At 43.8% G+C, this 26,013-nt stretch carries 26 protein-coding genes and 2 pseudogenes; 14 read left to right on the top strand and 14 right to left on the bottom strand.

From position 1 onward, the window contains the following. From H6G17_RS01420 to H6G17_RS01410, 3 genes and pseudogenes are all read left to right on the top strand, one after another. Positions 1-296: pseudogene (locus tag H6G17_RS01420) on the top strand (hypothetical protein); the annotation flags it as partial. A 58-nt stretch (positions 297-354) separates the two neighbouring features. Then, positions 355-609 carry a TIGR02450 family Trp-rich protein gene (locus tag H6G17_RS01415; RefSeq protein ID WP_192153595.1) on the top strand — a complete coding sequence of 85 codons (255 nt, stop codon included), beginning with the start codon at positions 355-357 and terminating at the stop codon, positions 607-609. A gap of 88 nt (positions 610-697) precedes the next feature. Further along, on the top strand, positions 698-1,342 hold the full coding sequence (locus H6G17_RS01410) for a DUF3318 domain-containing protein (RefSeq protein WP_192153573.1): 645 nt from the start codon (positions 698-700) through the stop codon (positions 1,340-1,342). 26 nt (positions 1,343-1,368) lie between these two features. Here H6G17_RS01410 and H6G17_RS01405 read toward each other — a convergent pair whose 3' ends face one another. Then, the gene (locus tag H6G17_RS01405) at positions 1,369-2,145 is read right to left on the bottom strand and encodes a 7-carboxy-7-deazaguanine synthase QueE (RefSeq protein ID WP_192153572.1); all 777 of its coding nucleotides are present in this window, start codon (positions 2,143-2,145) and stop codon (positions 1,369-1,371) included. A 151-nt stretch (positions 2,146-2,296) separates the two neighbouring features. Between H6G17_RS01405 and yqeK the strand changes: the two genes are divergently transcribed. From yqeK to H6G17_RS01360, 9 genes and pseudogenes are all read left to right on the top strand, one after another. Next, positions 2,297-2,932 carry a bis(5'-nucleosyl)-tetraphosphatase (symmetrical) YqeK gene (yqeK, locus tag H6G17_RS01400; RefSeq protein WP_192153571.1) on the top strand — a complete coding sequence of 212 codons (636 nt, stop codon included), beginning with the start codon at positions 2,297-2,299 and terminating at the stop codon, positions 2,930-2,932. Positions 2,933-3,044: 112 nt separating this feature from the next. Then, on the top strand, positions 3,045-3,497 hold the full coding sequence (gene rsfS, locus H6G17_RS01395; RefSeq protein WP_192153570.1) for a ribosome silencing factor: 453 nt from the start codon (positions 3,045-3,047) through the stop codon (positions 3,495-3,497). Next, complete coding sequence (locus H6G17_RS01390) at positions 3,494-3,994, top strand: CGLD27 family protein (protein ID WP_192153569.1); 501 nt, start codon at positions 3,494-3,496, stop codon at positions 3,992-3,994. Before rsfS ends, H6G17_RS01390 begins: the two co-directional genes overlap by 4 nt. A 148-nt stretch (positions 3,995-4,142) precedes the next feature. Continuing rightward, on the top strand, positions 4,143-5,096 hold the full coding sequence (locus H6G17_RS01385; protein ID WP_015152486.1) for an asparaginase: 954 nt from the start codon (positions 4,143-4,145) through the stop codon (positions 5,094-5,096). A gap of 425 nt (positions 5,097-5,521) precedes the next feature. Continuing rightward, complete coding sequence (locus H6G17_RS01380) at positions 5,522-6,100, top strand: group I intron-associated PD-(D/E)XK endonuclease (protein WP_199316298.1); 579 nt, start codon at positions 5,522-5,524, stop codon at positions 6,098-6,100. 123 nt (positions 6,101-6,223) lie between these two features. Then, complete coding sequence (locus H6G17_RS01375) at positions 6,224-7,636, top strand: DUF697 domain-containing protein (RefSeq protein WP_199316296.1); 1,413 nt, start codon at positions 6,224-6,226, stop codon at positions 7,634-7,636. 186 nt (positions 7,637-7,822) lie between these two features. Further along, positions 7,823-8,917, top strand: coding sequence for a HindVP family restriction endonuclease (locus tag H6G17_RS01370; protein ID WP_192153567.1), 1,095 nt, complete (start codon positions 7,823-7,825; stop codon positions 8,915-8,917). Between the two features lie 50 nt (positions 8,918-8,967). Beyond that, positions 8,968-9,918 (top strand): annotated as a pseudogene (locus H6G17_RS01365) (DNA cytosine methyltransferase). A 70-nt stretch (positions 9,919-9,988) separates the two neighbouring features. Then, a complete protein-coding gene (locus H6G17_RS01360; protein WP_192153566.1) occupies positions 9,989-10,174 on the top strand; it encodes a hypothetical protein in 186 nt (61 codons plus the stop codon). Between the two features lie 43 nt (positions 10,175-10,217). Here H6G17_RS01360 and asnB read toward each other — a convergent pair whose 3' ends face one another. Further along, on the bottom strand, positions 10,218-12,254 hold the full coding sequence (gene asnB / locus H6G17_RS01355; protein WP_192153565.1) for an asparagine synthase (glutamine-hydrolyzing): 2,037 nt from the start codon (positions 12,252-12,254) through the stop codon (positions 10,218-10,220). A gap of 98 nt (positions 12,255-12,352) precedes the next feature. Between asnB and H6G17_RS01350 the strand changes: the two genes are divergently transcribed. Continuing rightward, a complete protein-coding gene (locus H6G17_RS01350) occupies positions 12,353-12,514 on the top strand; it encodes a hypothetical protein (protein ID WP_192153564.1) in 162 nt (53 codons plus the stop codon). On the opposite strand, the gene H6G17_RS01345 is transcribed toward H6G17_RS01350, so the two are convergent. The 12 genes from H6G17_RS01345 to H6G17_RS01295 form a co-directional block, all read right to left on the bottom strand. Then, complete coding sequence (locus H6G17_RS01345; RefSeq protein WP_192153563.1) at positions 12,499-13,515, bottom strand: dipeptide ABC transporter ATP-binding protein; 1,017 nt, start codon at positions 13,513-13,515, stop codon at positions 12,499-12,501. The genes H6G17_RS01350 and H6G17_RS01345 overlap by 16 nt on opposite strands. An 80-nt stretch (positions 13,516-13,595) precedes the next feature. Beyond that, positions 13,596-14,375, bottom strand: coding sequence for an aspartate/glutamate racemase family protein (locus H6G17_RS01340; RefSeq protein ID WP_192153562.1), 780 nt, complete (start codon positions 14,373-14,375; stop codon positions 13,596-13,598). 12 nt (positions 14,376-14,387) lie between these two features. After that, the gene (locus tag H6G17_RS01335; RefSeq protein WP_192153561.1) at positions 14,388-15,596 is read right to left on the bottom strand and encodes an FAD-dependent monooxygenase; all 1,209 of its coding nucleotides are present in this window, start codon (positions 15,594-15,596) and stop codon (positions 14,388-14,390) included. A gap of 49 nt (positions 15,597-15,645) precedes the next feature. Next, positions 15,646-16,626, bottom strand: a complete 981-nt coding sequence (locus H6G17_RS01330; RefSeq protein WP_192153560.1) for an ABC transporter ATP-binding protein — start codon at positions 16,624-16,626, stop codon at positions 15,646-15,648. Positions 16,627-16,661: 35 nt separating this feature from the next. After that, positions 16,662-17,129: a hypothetical protein gene (locus H6G17_RS01325; RefSeq protein ID WP_192153559.1), complete on the bottom strand. Its 468-nt coding sequence runs from the start codon at positions 17,127-17,129 to the stop codon at positions 16,662-16,664. A gap of 164 nt (positions 17,130-17,293) precedes the next feature. Beyond that, complete coding sequence (locus H6G17_RS01320; protein WP_192153558.1) at positions 17,294-18,181, bottom strand: ABC transporter permease; 888 nt, start codon at positions 18,179-18,181, stop codon at positions 17,294-17,296. A 154-nt stretch (positions 18,182-18,335) separates the two neighbouring features. Then, complete coding sequence (locus tag H6G17_RS01315; protein WP_192153557.1) at positions 18,336-19,259, bottom strand: ABC transporter permease; 924 nt, start codon at positions 19,257-19,259, stop codon at positions 18,336-18,338. A gap of 202 nt (positions 19,260-19,461) precedes the next feature. After that, positions 19,462-20,022, bottom strand: a complete 561-nt coding sequence (locus H6G17_RS01310; RefSeq protein ID WP_192153556.1) for a hypothetical protein — start codon at positions 20,020-20,022, stop codon at positions 19,462-19,464. After that, on the bottom strand, positions 20,019-20,270 hold the full coding sequence (locus tag H6G17_RS01305) for a hypothetical protein (RefSeq protein ID WP_192153555.1): 252 nt from the start codon (positions 20,268-20,270) through the stop codon (positions 20,019-20,021). Before H6G17_RS01305 ends, H6G17_RS01310 begins: the two co-directional genes overlap by 4 nt. 102 nt (positions 20,271-20,372) lie before the next feature. Continuing rightward, positions 20,373-20,507: a hypothetical protein gene (locus tag H6G17_RS33840; protein ID WP_277875904.1), complete on the bottom strand. Its 135-nt coding sequence runs from the start codon at positions 20,505-20,507 to the stop codon at positions 20,373-20,375. Between the two features lie 28 nt (positions 20,508-20,535). Further along, entirely contained in the window at positions 20,536-22,179 is a 1,644-nt protein-coding gene (locus H6G17_RS01300) for an ABC transporter substrate-binding protein (protein WP_192153554.1), read from the bottom strand. A 195-nt stretch (positions 22,180-22,374) separates the two neighbouring features. Next, positions 22,375-22,968 (bottom strand): MarC family protein, encoded by a 594-nt coding sequence (locus tag H6G17_RS01295; RefSeq protein ID WP_192153553.1) that lies wholly within the window; start codon positions 22,966-22,968, stop codon positions 22,375-22,377. A gap of 384 nt (positions 22,969-23,352) precedes the next feature. Between H6G17_RS01295 and H6G17_RS01290 the strand changes: the two genes are divergently transcribed. Next, positions 23,353-25,839 (top strand): phosphoketolase family protein, encoded by a 2,487-nt coding sequence (locus H6G17_RS01290; protein WP_192153552.1) that lies wholly within the window; start codon positions 23,353-23,355, stop codon positions 25,837-25,839. The last annotated feature ends 174 nt before the right edge of the window (positions 25,840-26,013 follow it).

The raw sequence follows: 26,013 nt of genomic DNA, 5'->3' as shown, positions 1-26,013 counted from the left end.
TACACAACGTCAACCACACGTTGTACAAAACTTTTTTCGTGAGAAACATGTTGCTTACTCCGCTGCCTAAAACTGTTCACCATTCTATGCTCTGGTTAGTAAGTCCGTTGGGGAAAATTATTGTCAGTGGTAGTGGCGATAAAACTCTCAAAATTTGGCATTCTGAAAATGGTAAATTTGTCAAAACTATCGGCAGCCATGATGATGCCATTTGGTCAATTGCTCTCAGTCCTGACGAACAAGCGATCGCTTCTGGTAGTGCTGACAACGCTGTAAAAATTTGGCAATGTCACTAAACTAAGAGTTATGGAGACGCGACACGTTGTGTCTCTGCAACGTTTTTCCGTGCTATCCATGCCCAAAAAGCAAAAATTCCCCTATCTCGTTGGTTCCAAATGGACTTCCCAGCAAAAAATGTTTGGCTGGAGGCACTTTCAAGTGGTCAATCGCAAAAATCAAGGCAAGTGGGTGTTTGCGGAAATGGTCGCCGCCTGCGATCCTGAAGTCAGGTTTTGGATCAATGCGAATTTGCTAAAGGATCGTTCCCAGTGGCTGGCTGGCTGGCAATCTCTACAAGAGATGGCAGAATTAGAAACTGCTGATGTGTAGAGGGTTTTGCCAAAATTTGGACGATGTGATTCGCTATACTCCAAAATGAGAGTAGAAGCATTCTTAGCCACTTGTTGGAATCCTGTTTATGACATCCTATGCAACCTCCTCGGCTAAAGCCGAAATGAGCGAATTGCGGCGACTCAAGGGTATACTGCCCCCAGAACTGCAAAGTTGGGTAACTGTCGAAGGAACGACGGAAGTTAACCCACCCCTGATTCGGAGTGAAGAAATTGGCAGCGATCAGGTGGAAATTCAAATCGACTTGATTAAGTGGGATGCGCTGGCGATCGATCAGCGGAATCTGCTATTTTGGCACGAAGTGGCGCGAATTCAAAATGACACCATTTCCAAAGATGGTTGGGAAATGGCAGCGCTGGCGATTGGTTTGGGTGGCGCGGTCGGCGAACTTTGGGTGCAGGATGGCTTATTATTGTTGCTGGCAGTGGCGTTGTGCGGCGTGTCGGGATATCGGCTATATCAAAAGAATAATGGCGAAAAGCAGGTCAAAGAGGCAATAGAGGCAGACGAAAAGGCGATCGCCTTGGCAACTCGTTTCGGTTATACTCTACCCAACGCCTACAAAAGTCTCGGCAGTGCTTTAAAAACTTTAATCGAGCAAGCACCAGGCAAGCGACAAAAAGCGAAATATGAAGGTCGCTTGCAGGCACTCAAGCGCAGCGCTAACAAGGCAAAAGCCAAAACGAAAGCCGCACCAGATGAGATGATGTAGTTGTAGAGACGCGAAAATTCGCGTCTTCATAGCTGGTTGAGCATTTTGTGGGTTTGGGGAATAACGCGGACTCGTTTGAGTTCTTGTTTCACGATCGCTTGCCAATGCAATACTTGTGCTGGAGTGGGTGCTTGAATTGGAATGTCTCCGAACTGCTGGGATGGTGTGAGTGGGGTAGCGGGTTGTAGAAATACAGGAATTTCTGGATTGACGGATGCAACTAGTTTAGCTGCCTTGGCTAAGTCTCCGAGATCGGTTTGACTGGAAACGATCGCTTTGATAAATACCTCTATCCCTACTTGGTAACAGGTTTGCAAAAATTCTGCGTGTTCGTTCCAGCGATCTTCGCCACTGACGCTAGGTAGTTTGATATCCATGCCCACCGAGTCAAGGTAAGGTAAGATGAGTTGCAGTTGTTGCGGACGATGACCTCCCGTTTCGAGATAGATGGGTAGTCCAGTTGCACGACGTACCAGAGGTAGGAATTCTACTAGGAAAGGTGCGTGTAGTAATGGTTCGCCTCCTGTGAGGCTGATGCTATCGTGTAAGCCTGGGGAGTTTTGCCGTTCTATCCAAGTTAATAGAGTATTGAGCTGTACGGGGTTAGGGTGGGTTTCAAAGTCTCGCAGTCCAGGCGATCGCTCGACGCGACAAGTTGATGGTACGCTCCAAGTATGGGCGCTATCGCAAAAATGGCAGCGTAGATCGCATAGCGCGAACCGGATGAAGATTTGGCGCGTGCCGACGTTTAATCCTTCGCCTTGAATGGCGGAGAAGATTTCGATGAGACGGGCGGTTGTCATGGGTCAGAATGGGGCAGTAGCGTAAAAGTTAAGTTTTAAATAAGGTCGTGCAAAGGCGCAAAGGTACAAAGACAGATTTTCGTTCTCGCTCCTAATTAATGGGCTTCGCTACAATGAAATTGGGAATTGAGTCGAGATTGTCTCTTTTATTGTGCTAAATCTCAACCATAGCTCGGAGTACATTACGGTTAAGCGCGAACGGGTTTTAAGCTGGCTGTCAGAACACGTACCGCAGTCCCGCATCGACCATATTCTTAGGGTAGAGCAGATGGCGGTGGAGTTGGCTGAGCATCACCGTCAAAATGTGGAGAAGGCGGCGATGTCGGGGCTAATGCACGACTTGGCAAAATATTTTAAGCCCGCTAAGCTGCTGGAAATGGCGCGTACTGAGGGGTTAGAGAGCGATCCGGTGATGGAATTGCATCCTCATTTGTTACATGCCGATGTCAGCGCGATCGTTGCTAGAGATACTTTTGGGGTGCAAGATGAAGAAGTATTGCAGGCGATCGCCAATCATACTTTGGGCAGACCAGAAATGACGGAATTGAGCTGTATCGTGTTTTTAGCGGATAGCATTGAGCCAGGTAGAGGCGATACCCCTGAGTTACAAGCTTTACGACAGATGAGTTATCAAAATTTACCTCAAGCTGTTTGGCGTACCTGCGATTATTCTTTAAAATTTTTAATAGAGACTCATTGTTTAATTCATCCACGCACGATCGCGACTCGAAATTGGTTTCTTAACTGGGTAAAAAGCAAGCACAACTCTCCGCACATGCTTAAATGAAGAAATAGTTTCGCTCTGTCTGAAGTTGTACATTTGACAATTATTATGAGCATAGTTGCTCTTTTGTTTCAGATAATTGATTTGTAAAATATAGCTCAAAAAATGAGGTTTAATGTCTGAATATACCCAAGCAAATTCAATCTCTCAGTTCGCTTTTCTGAACTCTAGTAAAGTCAGTGCTACTCATGCCGATGAGAGTCGGGAATTAGCCTTGGCAATTGCGGAGGCTGCTGCCGATCGCAAAGCAGGCGATATTGTCCTGTTGCATGTCGCTGATGTTTCTTACTTAGCCGATTACTTCGCGATCGTCTCTGGATACTCTAGGGTACAGGTAAGAGCGATCGCAGATGCAATTGAGGATAAAGTTGTCAAAGAATGGCATAGAAAGCTACTGCGGATGGAAGGCAAGAATGAAGGAACTTGGGTGTTACAAGACTATGGCGATGTCTTAGTTCATATTATGATGCCCAGCGAACGAGAGTTTTATAATTTAGAAGCATTCTGGGGTCATGCCGAACGGATCGATTTTCCAACCGCCAGCGGCGATGGGAGAACAACAAAATGATGGAATCACCTGTTTCTGTCTGTCCAGTTCCTGACGAACAACAACCGCTCAACGAGTACGAACAGCTCAAATCATCCGGTTTTTTTCGGACTGCCGCTTTAGAATTACGGCAGTATGTTGGCAAACTACTGTGGGTTTGGGGTTGGTCGTGGATAGTGGCGGGACCGATTGCCGCTGCTAGTTTTCCACCCATCAAACACGCAACGCAATTCTTGCTATGCGGCACGCTCGGTGCGAGTCTGGGAGTAATTTTAGCAGTTGCCCGGATGTACCTCGGTTGGTCTTACGTGCGCGATCGCCTGATGAATCAGACGATCTTTTATGAGGAAACAGGTTGGTACGACGGTCAAAACTGGACGAAACCACTAGAAATACTGACCCGCGATCAGCTCATTGTCAGCTACCAAGTTAAACCAATCCTGCAAAGACTCCGCCGCACTTTTGCGTGGCTGGGTTTCTTTTTCCTGTCTGGGGGCTTAATCTGGTATTTTTTATAAATCGGTAATGGGTAATAGGTAATCGGTAATTGTTGATGGATAATGGTCAATCGCAGCAAACAATTAACGGTGAACTATCAACAGCAAACAACTACTAACTACCAATCACCAATTATCAAATTACCAAAAAGGTGATACATTCTAACCCATGACAAGGGGAAAAAGAACTCAAGCCGCAGAACTGGAAGTCCGGTTGCTGCGCGAAGGAATCGTCGAATCGATCCATCACGTCCAAGCAGTTGTCTGTGACAATCGAGGACGGGTGTTATCTGTGGCTGGCAATGCGGAAACAGCAACTTTCGTGCGTTCTGCTCTCAAGCCATTTCAAGCACTAGGCGTGACAACAACAGGCACTTTAGAACGCTACAATCTCACAGATCGAGATTTAGCGATTATTTGTAGTTCGCATAAAGCCGCGATCGCACAAGTGCGACAAGTCTTTAATATTCTTTGGCGAGCAGATATCGATCCCTCTGCATTACAATGTCCCACACCTGCGGGCAAGCGCAGCCCCCTAGAATACAATTGTTCTGGCAAACATGCGGGAATGTTAGCCGTGTGTCAGCAACGCCGTTGGGCGCTCAATAGCTATCTTCAACGCAACCATCCCGTGCAGCAATTAATTCTCACTAAAGTAGCTGAAATGCTGCGAATGCCAGCCGAAGAATTTATCTGCGCTCACGATGATTGCGGTGCGCCTACCTATTTCATGCAGTTGGGACAAATGGCAGCTTTATACGCTCAGCTTGCTTCTGGTAGCAGCTTGGATCTGGAACGGATCGTGCGTGCTATGACCTATCATCCCACCTTGATTGCAGGGGAAGGAGAGTTTGATACAGAAATTATGCGCCTGACGCAAGGGGAACTCGTCAGTAAAGCAGGTGCGGAAGGCGTGCAGTGTATTGGCAGAGTTGGTGAGGGCATGGGCTTGGCAATCAAGGCGATCGATGGTTCTAAACGCGCTAAGCACGCTGTAGCGATTCACTTGCTCAAGCAAATGGGTTGGCTCAGTCCCTCAGCCGCAGAAACTCTCGCTGAAAGCTTTATGGAGTTCGGTAAATTCAAGCGACTAGAGGTTTTGGGAGAATTGTCGCTTTTATAGTTGCAAATTACCAAAACTTATGGTTATACTAGAAAAGTTGACGCGGGATAGAGCAGCCTGGTAGCTCGTCGGGCTCAACAAGCAAGATTAATCAAGCGCTTAGCAGTTAGTCTTGTTATGGGCGGTACGTAAAGAAACTTACGTACGTTTACCTGTCAAACTCGGGGAAGCCATTAGCGCGGTAATCCCGAACCAAGCTCTCGCAAGAGAGAAGGTGTAGAGACTGGAAGGCAGGCATCCTAACGTTAAGCCGAGGATGAAGGGACAGTCCAGACCACAAACTAGTTAACTCAAGACGAGTCAATTTAGGCAGCGAAAGCTGTAGATGGTAAGCATAACCCGAAGGTCAGTGGTTCAAATCCACTTCCCGCCACCAATTTAAAAGATGAAACCCTGTAATGTAAAAAGTTGCAGGGTTTTGTTTTATGCTGTTCGAGCAGCTAGAAATTATTCAAATGGATACTAAATTAAAAGGAGATATAGCAGAACAAGCAGCAGTTTTCCATGCTTTAAAACGAGGTTGGGGGGTTCTAAAACCTATTGGCGATCGATTGCTATACGATCTAGTGTTCGATGTTAGTGGAGTTCTGGTTAAAATTCAAGTAAAGTATGCCTGGTTTGACGCGCCTTCGAGTAATTACGTTGTAGATAATCGGCGAACCAAGACAAATCGACGACTGATGGTTAGAGAAGCTTATAAACAATTAGACTTTGATTTTGCTCTAGTCTATATAGAAAATCTTGACCTGTTTTATATATTTCCAGTAGACGTATTTATCGAGTATGGCAGCGAAATTCATTTAGTTGAAGCTGAGAAACGACAGAGAAAACCTCGGTCTGCAAATTATCGCGATGCTTGGAAATTAATATTACAGAAAGTTTTGCAATATGAAGCTGATATGCAACCTCTTGACTCAGTTGAGGAAGCTGTTGTTAGTGAGATAACGCCATTCGGAGTTCCCACTAATGAAATTTCTATTGTTTCGAGCAGTCAAGTATCATAGGTAACCAGTAGCTGGCACTCGACCGATCGCAAAGTATAGTAAACTCGGCACGTCTAGAGCCACTTAGAGTGCTATTTTATTGTGGGAAATCATTAGACTAGAGATGTTGCGAGTGTGGCTGGTATGTTGCAGCGTCCAATTTTAATCGGTGGTGTTGGTTTAGCCTTTGCTCTGTGGTTTTTGCAAGGGTGGCGAGAATCTTTAGCCCATCTGGGTGAGTTTAGCTTGATGGGTGCGATCGCCATCATCCTGTGTTTATGGTTATTTGGGAAATATCGCCCTAAACAACGGGTGCAAGAATTACCCATCAATCGCGAAACGGTAGAAAAAGCGATCGCGCAAGTACAAGTAGTAGCAGATCGCCTAGAAATAGAAAATCATCCTACTCCAGAACTGCGAGAAAAAATCGCCCAATTAGAAGCGCAGATCGATCGCCAAGAAATTAATCTAGCTATTACTGGTGGTAAATCTGTCGGTAAGACGACATTACGACAAGTTTTAGAAGCACAACCGCAAGATCGAAAACTTTGTATTAGCGAGACAGCGGCTTTATTTAGCGAAGTCGAACAGACGGATACAGCAGCTTTACAAAGTGCGATCGCATCCGATTTAATCTTATTTGTGACAGCCGGAGATTTAACTGATTCAGAATATCAAACTTTACAACAACTATTGGCAGCCCATCAGCGCCCAGTTTTGGTATTTAATAAACAAGACCAATATTTGCCCGAAGATCGCGCTGCTGTTTTATACTCTCTCCAGCAAAAAATACAACCTACTTTAACCGCAGAAGACGTTGTAGCGATCGCATCTGCACCGAATTCGTTAAAAGTCCGTCAGCATCAAACTGATGGTGCGGTAGAGGAATGGTTGGAACAGCGTTTACCAGAAATTGCTTCTCTGACACAACGTTTAGAATATATTCTCCAACAAGAAGCGCAACAGTTAGTATGGGCAACTATCAAACGCCAAGCTGAAGAGTTGAAAGCAGAAGGCAAAGTCATTTTAGATGGAATAAGACGAGATCGCGCCCTCCCCGTTGTAGAACAATACCAATGGATCGCCGCCGCCGCCGCTTTTGCTAACCCAGTTCCAGCTTTAGATTTACTCGCAACAGCAGCAATTAACGCTCAGTTGGTGATGGAATTAGGCGCAGTTTACCAGCAAAAATTCTCGTTTGAGCAAGCGCAAAATGTAGCGGGAACGATGGGTAGTTTGATGTTGAAGTTGGGTTTGGTAGAACTTTCTACGAAAGCCATTAGTACTGTTTTAAAAACTAATGCTATCACCTTTGTAGCAGGTGGAGCCGTGCAAGGAGTTAGCGCCGCTTATTTAACTCGTCTAGCAGGGTGTAGTTTGATCGAATATTTCCAACAACAGGAAGAGGCGATCGAGTCAGCGTCAGGGTTGAATTTAGATAAGTTGAGACAGACTTTACAAAATGTGTTTCAACAAAATCAGCAAGTTGCTTTCTTGCAAGGGTTTGTTAAACAGGGTTTGGGAAGGTTGTTGCCAGCGCCTCAACCGCAAGCTTAATTTTATAGGCTTGATTTTGTAGGGTGCGTGACTAACGTACCCTATGTTGCTACTAATCTGTAGTTGTGGTAAAAGTTACGAGCATAAGTCTATTAAAACAATTCTTTATACAATTATCTTATTGCAGCTAATGTAGATGATACAGAGTAAACTAATTGGCTGAGCCGTTTCTAGTACTGACAGCTTGTGTTTTCAAGAAATACGCCAAATCAGCAGCCTGGATTATTTGGATTAAAACACTCAAACCGAGACTTCACCCAAAAAGACGCTTGGGGTAAAAATTGTTTCAACAATTCATTTCCAGCTTCTCTTTGTGCTTACTTATACAGTAGAAATATTGATAACATTTATATCAAGCTCAATTCAAATTTAGAAGTCGAGCATTCAAGTATTAATACAGCTTATTTCTACGGAATTAATCCAGACTCAGACAACTTGTTTTACGCTTTTGAAACACAGTTTACTCCATACCAACAATATTTGATCGGTGCGCTACCGCGAGCAGATTTGGTTACTCAACAAAGAGATACGGGAAGTTGCCTGCAAGCAGTTGAGGTAAAATTAACAGCTTTACCTGACAATTCAACGTGCGATCTTCTAGATGAAAGCTTGTATGGATGTGAAATAGTAGTAAGACCTGATACTATTGTTTACCTGGCTTGCAGTATTGCTGAGTACTTTGCACAAGATATTAATTTACTAAAAAGTTTAATTATAGGAAACTTCGAGGAGATAGAAGATTGGACAGAACCTTCAGAGGTGATAACTCATCTTTCAAGTATGTTTGATTCTCTCAAATTAATTATGCTGTCTATGGTAGCAGTACAAAAACCTTCTGTGATGCAACCTATTTGGAAAACTGTAAGCAAATCTCCTAAACTTGCAGATAATTGTTTGGATGTATTTGTATGGAGCAACCTTGCATTTATAAAACTAATTCTAGATTCAAGCAAATTAGATAGTAAACCAAATAAAACAATAACAGTTGGTAGACATATTCGTGCTGTTGTTTGGCTCTTTAAAATGATTTATGATTTTAGTCAACACTATCAATTTGACTATAGAAAAATTGTTAGTATTGCTTGTAACACAAAAAATGACAAAGCTTTTTCAGTGAACGGAAAATTTACAAACTTTTATATGAGATCGGAATTTTTAAGAATGCCAAGAATTCAGAAAACGGAAATCAAGGAAATCATTTTAGGTGGAGGTCAAAATTTATTAAGTCCAGAGAGGAGATTTGATGCTATAATATGTAATTCTTCCGATTTGTTTGACTAGTTAGTAGATAACTCTAAGTTTAAATTTATTCTAATTTTCAATTTGTAAAGATGAGAACGGTAGATTTATTTGCTGGTTGTGGGGGTATGTCACTGGGATTTCAAAATGCTGGATTCAATCTAGTGGCTGCTTTTGAATACTGGTCGCCAGCAATTGAGGTTTACCGCAACAACTTCGAGCATCCTATCTTTGAGAAAGATCTTTTAAAAGAAGATGTATATGAATTTATTAATAGACTTGAACCAGAGATGATTATTGGTGGTCCTCCATGCCAAGATTTTTCAAGTGCGGGTAGAAGAGATGAAAATGGTGGTAGAGCTGATTTATCTTTGGCATTTGCGAACATTATTGCTCTTATTAAGCCTAACTGGTTTGTGATGGAAAACGTTGATAGGATCGCAAAAAGCCGAGTTTTAGAGACAAGCTTAGAAGTATTTAAGAAAAGCGGATATGGTTTAACTTCTGCAATTTTGAATGCTGGCTATTGTGGGGTTCCACAAACCAGAAAACGATATTTCTTGATTGGTCAACTTGGTGGAGATGATGGTAATTTAAGTCATTATCTAATCAAGAATCAGTCTAAGCGACCGATGACTGTTTTTGAATACTTAGGTAGTAGCTTAGGTATTGAATATTTTTACCGACATCCCAGAAGTTATAAGAGAAGGGCTATTTTCAGTATTCATGAACCTAGTCCAACAATCCGAGGTGTTAATCGTCCTATTCCCAAAACATACAAAAAACATGAAGGGGATCTATGCGATCTCAACGAGAACTTACGTCCTCTAACTACAATTGAGCGTAGCTATATTCAAACCTTCCCAAAAGGTTTTAAATTTCAAGGAAGTAAATCAGATTTATAACAAATGATTGGTAATGCTGTTCCTGTTAAGCTAGCTGAATATGTTGCTCGTTGTCTTCTTGAATATATTAAAGACTACTCTAGTAACGCTACATACTACCTTTCTGACGTTCAATTAAAGTTATGTAAAGGTACGTAAAGTCATAACAAACACATTTTTGCGTTGGAGACAAATAACAACGATCTAAGTTAAGAGCGAACAACAAGTTTTGCACGAAGGATTACAAATTCTCTTTTCTAATATGAAACCATCTGAGGTGTCTCGGTTTTGGGCAGCTTGCAATATTGGCAGCAGTAATTATCTTAAACTCAAGGATGAGTTTTTTGCAGAAGAATCAGTAGCAGGTTTGTACGATAAGATTCTAGAATTTCAGAACTCAAAAAATGTCGAATGAGATTCGAGTTCTTGGTAAATCCGCCCCTACACGCAATATCCGCTTAGGCATTTGTTAGCATTGGCTGCTGCACCTGCCAACCTAATTCCTTAGCGCGATCGCGGGCTTGTTTTGGTACGTCTGTAGCGACAAAATGTTGATGGAGCATTTGTACGCTCAGCATGTGGTTGATAATTGCATCCAGTTTCGTCCGCTCTGAATCAGATGTGTTGCTATCTGCGTGTTGTTGTAAAACTTGTTGCACGGCTGCATTATCTAATAATCCAGCTGCTTCGATCGCCTGTTTGGATAAATAGTCATCTGCTAGCGATCGCATGGCTTTTTGCTTTGCCACATCAGTATGCGCTGGAGGAGCCATGAAAGCAAATTTTTGCCGTTCGTAAAGGGCTTTGGGTAGCAACCCACGCATAGCTTCGCGCAAGACGAATTTATCCTTTCTCCCCCGAAAACGCATTAGTGGGGGTAACGTCACGGCAAATTCTACTAGATGATGGTCGAGGAATGGCGGACGCGCTTCCATTGAGTTTGCCATATCAACGCGATCGCCTGCCCAACCTAAGACTTGCGATTCAAATTGAGTTTTTATCCAGATGTATTGCACTTTGTCAAGGGGATGGCGACCTTGAACTTGACCGCGATCGAGAACAGAAGCGATCGCGCCTCCTGGGGAATAATCGCGAGTCGCGGCGCGGCGATCTGAGTGCATTAAGCCAGGGACAGAATTAGCCGCAGTTAACCACGATTGAAGACAGCTAGGTGTAAACCCAATCGCGTCTGTTAGTGCCGGATCGTCTAGAGGTTTTTCTGCCAATAAGTTACCTTTAAATATGCGATTGCTTGCCTGCAACCAGTCTTCTAAATCCGCTCGTTCTGCGGCAGATGCATCTTGCATTCCGTGCAAAATCATATCCAATCGCAGTTGGGGATAGCCAGCAAATAGTTCGTCCGAACCTTCCCCCGTTAAAACAACGCGATAGCCTGCATTGTGGACGTGTTCGCTCAGCAGCATCTTGGCAATTGTAAACGTATTGTAGATACTGCGTTCGGTATGCCAAACCGCACGGGCAAAATGTTCGTAGAGTTGTCCCCCTTGGACTGTAACGATATCTTGGTCGGCTCCTACAGCCTGCGCCATTTCTTGCGAAATCGCCGTTTCGTCGTAATCGCGATCGTCGAAGCCAACTGTAAACGCTTTGACAGGCGACTGCTGACAAGCGGCGGCGACTCCCAAAATCGTACAAGAATCAATTCCACCAGAAAGATAGCAAGCAACGGGTACGTCAGCTTCTAGTTTTAATTGAATCGCTTCAATAAAGTAGCGACGCAATTCTTCGATGTAGAATTCGTCAGGTTGCAAAGAGGCGCGATCGCTCAACAAAGGGAAATTTAAATCCCAATAAGTCTTAGTCTGCACCCGCAACTGTCCGTTCGGGCGATCGACAATTACCATTTGTCCTGGTTGGACGGCGCGAACTCCTTCAAATGCACTCGTACCAGGAACCATCAGTTGCATCAATTGGTGATACAAACCTTGGGAAGAAATCTGGCGCTGTACGTCGGGGTGTGCGAAGACGACTTTAATTTCCGAACCAAAGACAAAACTTTCTGGTGTCTGCGCCCAGTATAAAGGTTTTACCCCAAAGCGATCGCGTACCAATGTCAGCCGATCTGCGGCTTTTTCGTAAAATGCAAAAGCAAACTCGCCGCGCAGATGGGGTAAAGCGCCTTCTAACCCATACCTGTCCGCTAAATGTAATGTTAATTCTGTATCGCTCTTGGTGGCAAAGCGATAACCGCGAGAAGTGAGGTCGGAACGCAGACGCTTATAGTCGTAAAACTCGCCATTGTGGACGATTGTATGCTGACCGTCAGCCGAGACAAATGGCTGTCGTCCTCGTTCTGGGTTGAGGTCAATAATCGCAAGACGAGCATGGGCAAAGCCAACGCCGCGTTCGTCTACCACTTTCCAACCGCATCCATCGGGACCGCGATGACTTTGGATTGCTGCCATCGCCACCAAAATGTTTGGATCGACCGGACGGGAAGGATCGCGATTCATTACGCCACCAATGCCACACATGGCTTGTCTCCTGTACTCCGTATACTGCACTCAAATCTGTCTTGGGAGACTATCTTAAATTTCTCTCAGGGGGGTGTAATGTATCCTAGGGAACAGGAATGGTAATTGGTTGTTGGTTGAATCCTTCTTCTTTGTCGCCTTCCACTCGGTTCCCGACTCTGGTACGGGCGGGTTTATCCAAAGAACTATTTGTTTTTCACAAGTATCCTCAAAAAAACCCGCCCCTACATCTCCCAACGACTCCCTATTCTGCTAAATGACAAGCGACGTAATGTCCGCCGCCTGCATCTCGAAATTCTGGTTCCTGTTGAATGCATACATCTATAGCTATGGGACAACGAGTGTGAAAGCGACAGCCAGAAGGCGGATTTGTGGGACTGGGAACATCGCCTTGGAGGACAATGCGATCGCGTTTTGCTTCGATTTGCGGATCGGGAATTGGGATGGCTGAGAGTAAGGCTTGAGTGTAGGGGTGTAAAGGTTTTTCGTAGAGGGCAACGCGATCGACAAGTTCGACTATTTTACCTAAATACATCACGGCAATGCGATCGGATATGTGCCTGACAACGCTTAAGTCATGGGCAATAAATAAGTAAGTCAGTCCTAGTTCTGCTTGTAGAGATTGCATTAAGTTGACGATTTGGGCTTGAATGGAGACATCAAGCGCCGCGATCGGTTCGTCGCAAACAATAAAATCGGGACGCACGGCTAATGCACGGGCGATGACAATTCGTTGGCGTTGTCCGCCTGAAAATTCATGTGGGTAGCGATGGATAAATTCTGGAGTTAAACCCACCATTTCTAATAAACGATTGACTTGCTGTCGTTTGTCTCTTCCTGTAGCTAATCCAAAAATTTCTAATGGTTCGCTGACAATATCCCCCACTGTCATGCGAGGATTGAGTGATGCATAGGGATCTTGGAAAATCATTTGCATCCGTTGCCGGATTTGTCGCAATGATTCGCCTGTAAGCTTGGTTAGTTCTGTATCTTCAAAGTAAACTTGACCGTGTGTAGGCGGAATTAGTTGTAGAATTGCTCTCCCAGTCGTGCTTTTACCACAGCCAGATTCTCCTACGAGTCCTAAAGTTTCCCCTCGTTTAATATCAAAACTCAAACCATCAACAGCTTTAACCCAGCCGACTTGCTTTTGTAGAATAATACCTTTATGGATTGGGAAATAAACTTGTAAATTGCGAATTTTTAATAACGTCGCGCTTTTTCTATCGGTTTGATTTGCGCTGGTTTGAGATTGCACCATCGGTTCCTGTGGTGGATAAGTTTCAATAGGTTTTCTACATGGATATCTAGTCAGGGCGGGTTTACTGAATTGCTTTGCTTTTAACGGAGATTTTGGGTGAACCCGCCCCTACGGAACTCTGGTATGGGTTCGATTTCTAATGCCAAATTAACTGCTTTTTGGCAATGCAAAGCGGTGGTATCAAACAAGGGTAGATCGGGGAAATCTGCTGGTTCAACCAATAATGAGATTTCAGTACAGCCTAAAACCACTCCCTGAGCGCCGCGATCGCCTAATTCCTGCATAATCTCGATGTAGATTTGGCGCGATTCATCCTGAATGATGCGATGAACCAACTCGTTAAAGATAATGGTATCGATAATTTGACATTGGCGATCGCTCGGTGCGATTAACTCAATATCATGTAATTTGAAGCGATCGCGATAAAAATCTGCTTGCATGACAGGTTTAGTACCCAGTATGCCAACTTTTGTAATGCCCTGCTGTCTAATTTCAGCAGCAGTAACATCAACAATATGAATTAAGAGGATCTCAATGGCTGCTTCAATTTGTGGCGCAACTCGATGTAGAGTGTTCGTAGCCATGACGATAAAATCAGCGCCTCCTCGTTCTAGCTTAAGTGCTTTACCAACAAGATAATTTGCTGCATCGTCCCATTGTTCGCGTCGCACGAAAGCTTCGATGTTAGCAAAATTTACGCTGCATATGAGCAATTCAGCTGCATTCCAACCGCCACGCACTTGATTAATTCCAGCATTGATTAGGCGATAATATTCAGCTGTTGCCTGACTGCTCATTCCACCCAAGATACCAATCGTTTTCATGGGAATGACTGCGTGTGGCTGCTGTGCGTGACTCATGATTGCACCACCTTAAACAGTTAACTTTACTGGCGTTACCCCTTGGCGCAACTGGCGCTGTCGAGCAATCCAAGACTGACGCACGGGGTAGCGCAGCAATGGAGCTAGCGAGCTAGCGCCCCATCGTATGAATGCGCTTTTCTCTAGTAAATCAGCCTGAGCCGCTTCTTGAGCTTGAAGTTGCTGCACGCGAATAATTTCCGGCTCCCGCTCGGCTTGAATTTTTGGCAATGCTGCATCAATTGCTGTAGTTTCCGCATTTGCACCTAACAAGGGAACTAAATGATTTGCCGTCACAATGACATCTCGCAAAGCCATATTAATACCTTGAGCGCGGATTGGTGACATGGGATGAGCGGCATCGCCTAACAACAGCAAACCTGGCGCATACCAGCGCAAACAGCGCCCAACGACAACAGATAATAGAACAGGGCGATCGATAGTTTTGGCGTTTTGGCGAAAATGCTCTGCCAACCAAGGCGGTGAAGCAGATGCAAGTATTTCAGACCAATCATCAACTTGCTTCCAGTTTACAGAATCGCGATCGCGCAGCGCCCAGCCCAACTGTAAATTTCCTTCTGAAGAACGAAACAAACCAAATGCATGATGACTTTGAAGGATCGAATAAAAGATATTTTCCGACTCAAAATGCGGACTATCTGCTAATTTAAACCAAAGAATATCGAAACTTTGAGACTTTTGCTCTAAAGACAAATTGGCTCGTTGCCGCACAATAGAATTTCGACCATCAGCAGCAACAACTAAATCGGCATAAATTTCGCTGCTTCCTAGTTTCACGCCAGAAACCCGTCCATCTCTCCACAATAAATCTTGCACGGGAGCATTTTGCACGAACTCAAAATTAGCATAAGTGCTTGCCTCATCAATGAGGGCTTTAAGTAGAGCTGGCTGTGAAACAAGAGTACAAGATTGTCCGCCAGATTCAATCGGTTCGTCAACTCGAAACAGCGATCGCCCCTCAATTATAAATTCCCATGCATCTAATGTTTGATGCGGAATGCGTTCTAGCATAGAGGACAAGCCCATCTGCTCTAAAGCATCTAATCCGCTAGGCATTAACCCCTCACCACGAAAAGCTCGGCGGAAGTTACGAGATGCTTCAACTAGCTTGACGGTAATGCCGCGTTTCACTAGTAGTAGAGCTAGCGTTGCACCAGTGGGACCTGCCCCGACAATTATCACTTGAGTGTCATTGGTCATTGGTCATTGGTCATTGGTCATTGGTTGACGGTTGATAACTGGTTACTGGTCACTGGTTACTGGTCACTGGTTTTACCCAACAAGCAACTTGATGCCCGTCACCCACAGTTTCCAATGCTGGATCTTCATTGTGACATTGGGCGATCGCAAATTGACAGCGAGGTGCAAACGGACAACCTTTAGGATAATTTGTCAAATTTGGTGGTAATCCTTCAATTGCTTTCAGGCGCGTCTGACGTTGTGCGTCCAGTCGGGGAATACTTTCTAGTAACCCAATCGTGTAAGGATGGCGGGGATTTTGATAAAGTGCGTATAATGGCGCTGACTCGACAATTTGTCCCGCATACATCACCAAAATGCGATCGGCTAAGCTGGCAAGTAGCGATAAATCGTGAGTAATCCAGATCGTTGCCATGTTTAACTCGGCTTGCAATTGTTTGACAAGATCGACAATTTGTGCCTGAATTGTTACGTCAAGAGCAGTTGTTGGCTCATCAGCAATCAATAACTTAGGATTGCACGCCAACCCCATTGCGATCGTTACCCGTTGGCGCATTCCCCCCGAAAATTGATGCGGATAGTTACGAATCCGTTCGGCTGCACCTGGAATTCCCACCTTTTGCATTAATTCAATCGCTCTATCTTTTGCCTGCGTCCGATCCATTCCCAAATGCAGTTGAATTGATTCTGTCATTTGGCGTTCAATTCGCAATACAGGATTTAGAGAAGTCATCGGGTCTTGAAATACTGTAGCAATGCGATCGCCTCTAATTTTCCGAATTTCGCGATCGCTCAATTTCAGCAAATCCCGCCCTTCAAACCAAACCTCACCACCCACAATCTTTCCAGACGATGGAATCAACCGCAGCACCGATAGCATCGTGATACTTTTACCCGAACCAGATTCGCCCACAACCCCTACAGTCTCACCCTCATCAACGTGAAACGAAACATCATTTACAGCGCGAACCACACTACGACGTTGATAAAACCGAGTATCTAAATGACGAACATCAAGTAATGGAGACATAGGCAATTTTAGAGCAAATTGAATCTTGACAAGTATCAGTGAAAGTTACGCCACTCTAATAACCACCTTTCCCATCTAGGAGAGAGTTTTGTAATGTCTTTACGTAAACTAGCTTCATCCAAATTCTGGTGATATCTAGAGTCATTCATGGAAGTAACTATTACCTTCTCAGCACCAAATTGATCGGCAGTAAGATCGATAATCCAGTTTCCTGACTGCACCCAACAATGGTCAAAAAACAAACCATCAAAAGTGCAGAACCCAAAGTATCCTTGACTTGTTCCTTCACGCTCTCTACTTACTGGTCGTCCCGCTGCTAAGTACCATGTTTTACGAGTACAATCCTCCAACACTGCTTTCAAAAAAATCGAAGTGTAGCGGCACATATATTGTGATGCTATTTTAGGCTTATCTTCTCCCCAAAATTCGTGCAACATCATCCATTTAGGCTCTAAAAAAGCTCTAATCTCCCAGCATAAATCCTCAAGTAGCTTTCGATTCATAAAACTTCAACACCAGCAATCTTCTTTAGCGATCTTCTTCGCGTCTTTGCGCGGAAATGGGGGGAACCCCCACAACGCAGTCGCTCCTCAACGGGGGGAACCCCCGCACGGAAGTGTCCTTGTCTTTGCGCGAACCAAAAAAATATTTAACTCAGAACACGTAATTACAAATTTCCCTGTCTTTGCTGCGGATCTAAAGCCTCGCGCAAACCATCTCCCAGTAAATTAAATCCCAGGACAGTAAAAGCGATCGCCAAACCAGGAAAAGCAGTAATCCAAGGGGCGCGTTTAAAATAGTCTCGCCCAGCAGCTAAAATTGTGCCCCACTCTGGCGAAGGAGGTTGAGCGCCCAATCCCAAAAAAGACAGCGCCGAAGCCGACAGTACGGCAATAGAAACCCCGACAGTTGCCACGACAATAATAGGAGAGAGAATATTCGGTAACAAGTGACGTAAAATTAACCGCCCATGTTGTGCGCCCAAAGCTTGCGCGGCTTTGAAATATTCTTTATTCTTTTCTACCAATACCGCACCGTAAGCAATACGAGCATAAAAAGGAATCGAACTGATACCTACTGCGATCGTGGCATTAATTAAACTGGGACCCAAAACCGCCACCGCCGCTAGTGCAATTAACGTTTCAGTACACGAAAACAACACATCCATTGCCCGCATTAGTATAGCTTCTACCCAGCCTCCCATATAACCTGCGATCGCGCCAATTGCTACACCCGCAGTCATGGAAATTCCTACAGCAATTAGTCCAATCATTAGTGTCAACCGACTACCGTAGACAATTCGACTGAATAAATCGCGTCCGAAATCATCTGTACCAAATAAATGTTCTAAGCTGGGTGGTTGAAGATTCTTCCCTACACCCATTTGCAAGGGGTCAAATGGTGCAATAATCGGCGCAAAAATCGCTACCAAAACCAAAACCAAAAGTATAGCTGCGCCAACCAGCGAACCAGGATTTCGCAACAGTACTCGCAAAAACTGACTCAACTGTTTTGCTTTTAACGGCAAAGGTGCAACTGAAGTGTCATTTGTCATTTGTTATTGGTTATTGGTTATTGGTTATTGGTTGATGGTTGATGGTTGACAGTTAATTCCGACTTCCAACTCTCGGCTCCGGTACGGGCGGGTTTTGAACAAGGATGTTTTGTCTTGGCTGTGAATCCTTCGCTAAACCCGCCCCTACAACTTCCTACTTATACGCAATACGTGGATCGAGTAATGCGTAAATGACATCTAAGAAGATTGAAACGATCGCCACTACCGTTGCAAAAATCAGAATAAAGCCTTGAATTGTTGGATAATCTCGCTGAAAGATTGATTGAATTGCCAATCGTCCGATACCGTTCCATGCAAAAACATTTTCTACGACGATCGCACCACCCATCATGTAGGTAAATTGCAATCCTAGTAGATTTACTACATTAATTAAACCGTTGCGTAAAGCATGGCGTGAAAGTACGACTGTCTCGGCTAAACCTTTGGCGCGTGCCGTCCGCATATAATCTTGAGCTAGTACGTCCAGCATGGAGGAACGAGTAAGCCGAGATACCGAAGCGGCGTTTGCTAAACCTAGCGTCAGTGCGGGTAAAATCAAATTTTTTAAGTCTGTACCAGTTACGGGCAACCAGCCCAATTTGACGGAAAATATGTAAATTAGCATTAATCCTAACCAAAAGTTAGGAATTGAAATTCCCACAATTGCCCCAGTCATCAATGCGGTATCGATCCACGTTCCTCGCTTGTATGCGGCAAAAAATCCCGTCGCCACTCCCACAATCGTAGCTACGATTAAACTACTGATTGCTAATAAAAGCGTATTTGGCAAACGACCGATGAGTAAATCGAATACGGGTTGAGTCCCGCGAATTGTCGTGCCAAAGTCACCCCGTAACACGCGACTCATATACATAATGTACTGCTCGTAAATCGGGCGATCGAGTCCTAAGTTGTGACGAATTTGCTCTAACTGTTCCGGCGTGGTGGATTGAGATTGAGCGTACATAATCTGTACCGGATCGCCAGGGACAATATGGAGTAATAATGTGACTGCGATCGTGGCAATCCAAATCGTAAATAGGGCGCTGAGGATACGCTTGAGTAGGTAGCGAGTCATCTGAGCAAGTCAAAAGTTAAAAGTCAAAAGTCAAAATTAAATTTGGAACGTTTGAACTATTATGAAAACCTTGAAATACTGAATTGAGGGGATTTTACTACTTATCCGGCTTCCAATAAATGTATCTGGTGTGGCTTGACAAGAAATCAGTCTGTGGCGATCGCCGTTTTCTCAATCCCATTTGTTAAGACACGCTAATGATTCAGCTGAATTTAGTTTTGAGTAAAACTCCAAGTATTAATACTGCGCTCGACAAAATTCCAATTACTATCCGATAGCACTTTTCTTTTTTTTCATTCGAGCTATATAAAGTTAAATTTTCACGCTTGTACTTAGAAATCTCATCTGCATCGTCATTTGTCTTTTTTGAGATTTTTTTCATAAAGTCATTATAAATAATTCGTTCTATTTTATTATTTTCTTCTAATCTACTTACGAGTTTTTCTACTTTTACACCATTTTTAAGTTTTCTAATACCATAGAAACGAGCGAGTTTTTTCTTATCTTGCTGAGAATCATAAGGAGAACCGATAGAAATTTCAGCAATAGCATTAGGATAGTTTTTTTTAGCCCATACAATGATTGAATCAAGCATATATGAGCCAAGTCCTTTGTTCCTTAGTTCATCTTCAATTTCAAATGTGCCACTATTTCCAAAAGTCACTATATTGCTGTGGCGATTTTCTCCCAATCCTAAACCGTCGTATTTATATTCTGCTGACCAAACTGAATGATAATATTCAGAGTTTGTCAGCCACTTCATGTTATACTTATCTTGAATATTTTTTCTACAATAGATAATTTTCTGTATTGAAGCTTTACTTCATCCTTTTTCAGTACTTCCTGCAAGTTATCAATAAGAGCCTGTTGCTTAAACTCTTTCTTGATAAGTATATACATTCCTAATCCCAAGTTATTTTCGTGTTCGCTCTCAAAAGTGAGATCGCCATCTTCCGCTGGTAAATCTTTAAGTCTTACAACTTCAAATTCAGTATGAAATGATTCGTTCATTTGCTTCAGTTCTTTTTTTACTACCGATTTTTTTGTAATACAAACTATTGATTTTTGTAGGAGTACGAGCAAATATTTAAAAATTAAGATGAATTGCTTAATCTATAAGCGATCGACTTTATTCTCTATATTAGTGAGTTTTCCTAATATGGTTGCTCTATCCTCATCCAAAGATGAGAGGAGATTAGTAATTTCTTCTGCTACTACTTCGTTGAAGCGGTGATTACTATCGGTCATGATGTACTAATGCCTGAGTTAATTGAAGTTAATTGAGTTTGACATCATTAAACACGGGACGATTGAAGGGACCAATCTTAAAGCCTTGAACTTCCCTACGAGTGGCATAAACCCAAAGCGAACCAGGTGTATATAAGGGAATGTGGACAGCATTTTTAAGTAAGTATTCCATGACATCGTTTACAGCTTGCTTGCGTTGTCCTTGGTCTACAGTCGTGCGAGTTTTCTCTAACAATGCATCCAATTCTTTACTTTGGTAGCCGCTATAAGCCCCAGGAGAATGCCAAAGTTGATATAAAATATCGGGATCGAACCACGCCCAATCCATCATGTCAAATGTGCTAATTCCAGATTTTTTCTGATTTTCTTGTTTGACACGGGCGTTAAGCGTACCAATATCCATTGTTTCAATCTTGGCATTAATCCCGACTTGAGCTAACTGACTTTGAAAGATTTGCACCATTTTTTCCCGATTGTCGCCAGTAGAGGTCATCAAAATTACCTCCAGTGGCTTATTCGCACCATAGCCCATTTCTGCAAGTAACTGTTTCGCTTTTTCTGGATTATGTTCGTAACCGTACTTGCTACAAAATTCTTGGTCGTTACCAGCTACACCGCGACTAATAGGACATTTCTCTCGTTGCACTAAACCTTCCCCAAAGGCAGTTTGCAGCGCCGAATCTACATCCACTGCATAAGCTACCGCTTGACGCGCCCGAATGTCGTTGAATGGAGGACGGGAAATTGTAAATTCAAAGAAGAAATTCTGTCCCGTATTTTGAGCAACGTGCATTTGCAAATTATCATCGTTGCGGACTGAATCTAAGTCATCCAATGGTGGGTTAACAACGAGTTGTACTTCTCCGGTTTGTAAACCTGCCAAACGAGCCTGCGCTTCTGGAATTTGCCGTACAATTAATCGGTCTAAATAGGGCGCACCCTGATTTTGTACCGGACGACCAAACTTTTTATATTTGTCATGCTTTGCTAATACAATTTCATTGCCCTTCGTCCAACTTAGCAGCTTCCAGGGACCTGTACCGATCGCCTTACTCACACCAAACTGTTTACCCAGTACTTTATTACTATCGCAGACCATACTCGCAAAGGGATCTGCCATAAAAGATACAAATGCCCCAAATGGAGATTTAAATCGAAATCTGACTGTTTGAGGATTGACTACATCTACAGCCGCAATTGATCCCCAAGCACCTTTAGTGACGCTAGGGTTTTTATCATCCAATGCCCGTTGTGCTGTATATTTCACGTCATTGGCATCGAAGGGCGTACCATCGTGACAGGATATTCCTTGATTTAATACAAAAGTGGCTTCTTTACCATCTGGGCTAATTTTCCATGACTTTGCCAAGTTAGGAACAATTTCACCCTTGTCATTGAAAGCCAATAACGTATCATAAAGCTGGTCGAAGATTTGCCAGGACAATGTTGTCGTAGTGCGATGAGGGTCGAGGGAATCAGCATCACCATACCGCGCCCAAATTAGAGTTCCTCCTGTTTTAGCTACTGGAGTCGCAGTGTTTGAATCTAAATTTGTAGCATTCTGTGTCGATTGATTACTCGTACAAGCAGTCAATAATAGGAGAGTACAAATCAACTTAAATAACGAGCATTGCGCCAGTTCTTTTACTTTGAAAAGAGCTTGCAATAGCATATTGCTCTGTCCTCACAAATCAAAGATAGCTAATCTCATCTGTATATTGTACGTGCAAGATTACGGCAAAAAGTGAATGCAGACTATTCTAAATTGCGCCAAGACTGATTGAAATCTCTAGCTAGATGCTTGCGGAATTTCCCATATTTTGTCTCTAGGCTATTCTTAGCAAAAAAAGTTGAGTTTTAAACGCTGTCAACTCAAAAACAACTCCTTAATCCCCGTACTACCAATCTCAATTGCCAAAGCTGCTAATAAAAATCCTAGAAGCTGAGTAATAATTACCTCACCTTCTGCACCAATCCATTTATCTACGAATGCTGACTGACGCACGATTAGCCATGTTACAAACATCGCCGCCACAACTCCGATTACCACGCTAATATGAGCGTCGGGAGAATCAGACATTAATAACATCACCGTTGTAATGGTTCCCGGTCCCGCTAAAAGTGGTAAGGCGAGGGGGGTAATCGCTACATCTCTCTGCTGGTCTGCCGTTGGCGTATCTATGTCTCCCTCAAGCATTTTCAGCGCAATCAACAGTAGCAACAATCCGCCAGCTACGCGCAAAGAACCCAGACTAATCTCCAAGTATCTTAAAATCCATTGACCACCAAAGGCAAATGCCAGCAACACCCCGGTTGCAACCAGACTTGCCCGATCGATCGTGCTATTTCTTTGTTCTGGTTCCATCCCTTTAGTTAAGATTAGAAACACAGGTGCATTGCCCAAAGCATCCGCCAGCACGAATACAGCTACAAAAGTTTTAATAAATACAGAAATATCCACATCAGTTATCAGTTAACAGCTAACAGTGATTCAGCGTACAGATTTTACATGTCACTTAAATACTATTTCCAATTCTCGAAGGCAGCGATCGCAAATACAACATGTTTTGATTCTTTTCTTGATGATTGGGTAAATTTTAACACTTTACAATCAATTAAACTTAATTTCATCAAAGCCATTGCAATCCTTTGAATGACTGATAACTGAATTAATAAAAGCTTAAGAAGGGTGACATCTTTTTGTTTGGCTCTATACTGAAAAAAGTCAGAGCGATTCACTATTTTGAAAGTTAGAGCGATCGCGATCGTACTTTAGAGAGAAAACAAACCATTCTGAAATTGAAAGAATTTAGTAGAACTTGAAATAATAGGGTAACAATTCATCATGGTTCAAGCACCCGCTCCCACAGCACAAAAAGGTTCATTGACTGCTGACGAGCTGCAAAAGATGAATGCTTACTGGCGTGCAGCTAACTATCTTTCAGTTGGACAAATCTATCTTCTAGACAATCCACTCCTGAAAGAACCGCTGAAGCTAGAACATATTAAACCACGATTGTTGGGACATTGGGGAACGACACCAGGCTTAAACTTCATCTACGTTCACCTCAATCGCGTTATCAAAAAATATGACCTCAGCACGATTTATATTGCTGGTCCCGGTCATGGTGGACCTGGTTTGGTTGCCAACACTTATTTAGAAGGGACGTATAGCGAATATTATCCTAATGTCTCTCAAGATACTGAGGGAATGAAGCAACTCTTCAAACAATTTTCCTTCCCTTACGGTATTCCCAGCCACGTTGCACCTGAAACCCCTGGTTCGATCCATGAAGGGGGTGAATTAGGTTACGCTGTTTCCCACGCATATGGTGCTGCATTTGACAACCCCGATTTAATTGTGGCGTGTGTCGTGGGTGATGGTGAAGCGGAAACGGGTGCTTTAGCTACGAGTTGGCATAGCAATAAATTCCTCAATCCCGTCCGAGATGGTGCAGTGTTACCAATTCTGCACCTAAATGGATACAAAATCGCCAATCCTACGGTGTTGGCGCGGATGAGTCATCAAGAGTTGGAAAGCTTGTTCGTCGGCTACGGTTACAAACCCTATTTCGTCGAGGGTGACGATCCCGATACCATGCACCAACTGATGGCGGCGACGATGAATCGGGTGGTAGAGGAAATTAAGGCGATTCAGCACGAAGCACGGACGAAAGGCAATGCCATTCGCCCCCCATATCCGATGATTATACTGCGATCGCCTAAAGGATGGACGGGTCCGAAAGAAGTAGACGGCAAGAAAACAGAAGGTTCATGGCGATCGCACCAAGTCCCATTTTCCGAAATGTCTAGCAAGCCAGAACACGTACAATTGCTAGAACAGTGGATGAAGAGTTACAAACCCGAAGAACTCTTCGATGCTGAAGGTAAGTTATTCCCAGAATTAGCCGCACTCGCACCCACCGGACAACAGCGTATGGGTGACAACCCCCACGCTAACGGCGGAGTTTTGTTGCGAGATCTGAAAATGCCAGATTTCCGCCACTATGCAGTAGAGGTAAAAAATCCAGGGACAACAACATCTGAAGCTACCCGCGTTTTGGGTAAGTTTCTGGCAGATATTCTGAGATTTAACGAAAAAACCCAAAATTTCCGAATTTTCGGTCCCGACGAAACCGCATCTAACCGCTTGGGTGAAGTTTTTAAAGTCACAGACAGAACTTGGACGGCAGACATTTTACCAGAAGACGAACAACTATCGCCTGACGGTAGGGTAATGGAAATTTTGAGCGAACATACCTGTCAGGGATGGTTAGAAGGATACTTGCTGACCGGACGGCATGGAATATTTTCCTGTTACGAAGCATTTATCCACATCATCGATTCGATGTTTAACCAACATGCCAAGTGGTTGAAAACAACTCGTCACATTACCTGGCGCAGACCTGTAGCCTCCCTCAATTACCTCTTGACTTCCCACGTCTGGCGACAAGACCACAACGGCTTTTCACACCAAGACCCAGGTTTTATCGATCACGTAATGAATAAAAAGGCTGAGGTGATTCGGGTGTATTTACCCCCCGATGCTAATACTTTACTCTCAGTTGGCGATCACTGCCTGCGATCGCGTCATTACGTCAACGTCATCGTCGCTGGAAAACAGCCAGCCTTGCAATATCTCGACATGGATGCAGCAGTCAAGCACTGTACCAAAGGAATCGGAATTTGGGAATGGGCAAGTAACGACAAAGATAGCGAACCCGATGTTGTCATGGCGTGTGCGGGGGATATTCCCACCTTAGAAACTTTAGCAGCAGTAGACATGATGCGGCTGCACTTTCCCGATTTGAAAGTCAGGGTGGTGAATGTGGTGGATTTGATGACAATGCAAACTAACACCGAACACCCCCACGGTTTGACAGATAAAGACTTTGACAGCATCTTTACCACCGATAAGCCGATTATTTTTGCTTTCCACGGCTATCCTTGGCTGATCCACCGCCTCACCTATCGCCGCACCAACCACCGCAATCTACACGTTCGCGGCTACAAGGAAGAGGGAACGACAACCACGCCATTTGATATGGTCGTCCTTAATGACTTAGACCGTTTCCATTTAGTAATGGATGCGATCGATCGCGTGCCTAAATTGGGATCTAAAGCAGCATATGTCAAGCAAATGCTCAAAGACAAACTGATCGAACACAGACATTTTGTCTCCACATATGGCGAAGACATGGCAGAAATCCGTAATTGGAAATGGCAGTATTACAGCGGTTCTCCTGCTGAGAAAGGGGCGATCGATACCCAACGCGATAATGCTAGCGTTACTCCGTCTTTAGAAGGAGAAGAAGGCGCAGCGAGGAAATAATTCGCAATTCGCAATTCGCAATTCGCAATTCGTAGGGGCGGGTTTAGCGAAGGAATCACAGCCAAGACAAAACATCTTCGTTCAAAACCCGCCCGTACCAGGTTTGGGGATAGATGTGGGTTTAGCGAAGGAATCACAGCCAAGACAAGACATCTTCGTTCAAAACCCGCCCGT

This window comes from Chroococcidiopsis sp. [FACHB-1243], from assembly GCF_014696895.1.
Taxonomy (GTDB): Bacteria; Cyanobacteriota; Cyanobacteriia; order Cyanobacteriales; family Chroococcidiopsidaceae; genus Chroococcidiopsis.
The sequence above is the reverse complement of the archived record's forward strand: the minus strand, read 5'-3'. Positions and strand labels throughout refer to the sequence as shown.

Excerpts from the sequence above, each read along its gene's own strand:
- H6G17_RS01415 (WP_192153595.1), top strand. The coding sequence starts at position 355 with ATGCCCAAAAAGCAAAAATTCCCCTATCTCGTTGGTTCCAAATGGACT.
- H6G17_RS01410 (WP_192153573.1), top strand. The coding sequence starts at position 698 with ATGACATCCTATGCAACCTCCTCGGCTAAAGCCGAAATGAGCGAATTG.
- H6G17_RS01405 (WP_192153572.1), bottom strand. The coding sequence starts at position 2,145 with ATGACAACCGCCCGTCTCATCGAAATCTTCTCCGCCATTCAAGGCGAA.
- rsfS (WP_192153570.1), top strand. The coding sequence starts at position 3,045 with ATGTCTGAATATACCCAAGCAAATTCAATCTCTCAGTTCGCTTTTCTG.
- H6G17_RS01390 (WP_192153569.1), top strand. The coding sequence starts at position 3,494 with ATGATGGAATCACCTGTTTCTGTCTGTCCAGTTCCTGACGAACAACAA.
- H6G17_RS01385 (WP_015152486.1), top strand. The coding sequence starts at position 4,143 with ATGACAAGGGGAAAAAGAACTCAAGCCGCAGAACTGGAAGTCCGGTTG.
- H6G17_RS01380 (WP_199316298.1), top strand. The coding sequence starts at position 5,522 with ATGCTGTTCGAGCAGCTAGAAATTATTCAAATGGATACTAAATTAAAA.
- H6G17_RS01375 (WP_199316296.1), top strand. The coding sequence starts at position 6,224 with ATGTTGCAGCGTCCAATTTTAATCGGTGGTGTTGGTTTAGCCTTTGCT.
- asnB (WP_192153565.1), bottom strand. The coding sequence starts at position 12,254 with ATGTGTGGCATTGGTGGCGTAATGAATCGCGATCCTTCCCGTCCGGTC.
- H6G17_RS01350 (WP_192153564.1), top strand. The coding sequence starts at position 12,353 with ATGGTAATTGGTTGTTGGTTGAATCCTTCTTCTTTGTCGCCTTCCACT.
- H6G17_RS01345 (WP_192153563.1), bottom strand. The coding sequence starts at position 13,515 with ATGGTGCAATCTCAAACCAGCGCAAATCAAACCGATAGAAAAAGCGCG.
- H6G17_RS01340 (WP_192153562.1), bottom strand. The coding sequence starts at position 14,375 with ATGAGTCACGCACAGCAGCCACACGCAGTCATTCCCATGAAAACGATT.
- H6G17_RS01335 (WP_192153561.1), bottom strand. The coding sequence starts at position 15,596 with ATGACCAATGACACTCAAGTGATAATTGTCGGGGCAGGTCCCACTGGT.
- H6G17_RS01330 (WP_192153560.1), bottom strand. The coding sequence starts at position 16,626 with ATGTCTCCATTACTTGATGTTCGTCATTTAGATACTCGGTTTTATCAA.
- H6G17_RS01325 (WP_192153559.1), bottom strand. The coding sequence starts at position 17,129 with ATGAATCGAAAGCTACTTGAGGATTTATGCTGGGAGATTAGAGCTTTT.
- H6G17_RS01320 (WP_192153558.1), bottom strand. The coding sequence starts at position 18,181 with ATGACAAATGACACTTCAGTTGCACCTTTGCCGTTAAAAGCAAAACAG.
- H6G17_RS01315 (WP_192153557.1), bottom strand. The coding sequence starts at position 19,259 with ATGACTCGCTACCTACTCAAGCGTATCCTCAGCGCCCTATTTACGATT.
- H6G17_RS01310 (WP_192153556.1), bottom strand. The coding sequence starts at position 20,022 with ATGAAGTGGCTGACAAACTCTGAATATTATCATTCAGTTTGGTCAGCA.
- H6G17_RS01305 (WP_192153555.1), bottom strand. The coding sequence starts at position 20,270 with ATGAACGAATCATTTCATACTGAATTTGAAGTTGTAAGACTTAAAGAT.
- H6G17_RS33840 (WP_277875904.1), bottom strand. The coding sequence starts at position 20,507 with ATGACCGATAGTAATCACCGCTTCAACGAAGTAGTAGCAGAAGAAATT.
- H6G17_RS01300 (WP_192153554.1), bottom strand. The coding sequence starts at position 22,179 with ATGCTATTGCAAGCTCTTTTCAAAGTAAAAGAACTGGCGCAATGCTCG.
- H6G17_RS01290 (WP_192153552.1), top strand. The coding sequence starts at position 23,353 with ATGGTTCAAGCACCCGCTCCCACAGCACAAAAAGGTTCATTGACTGCT.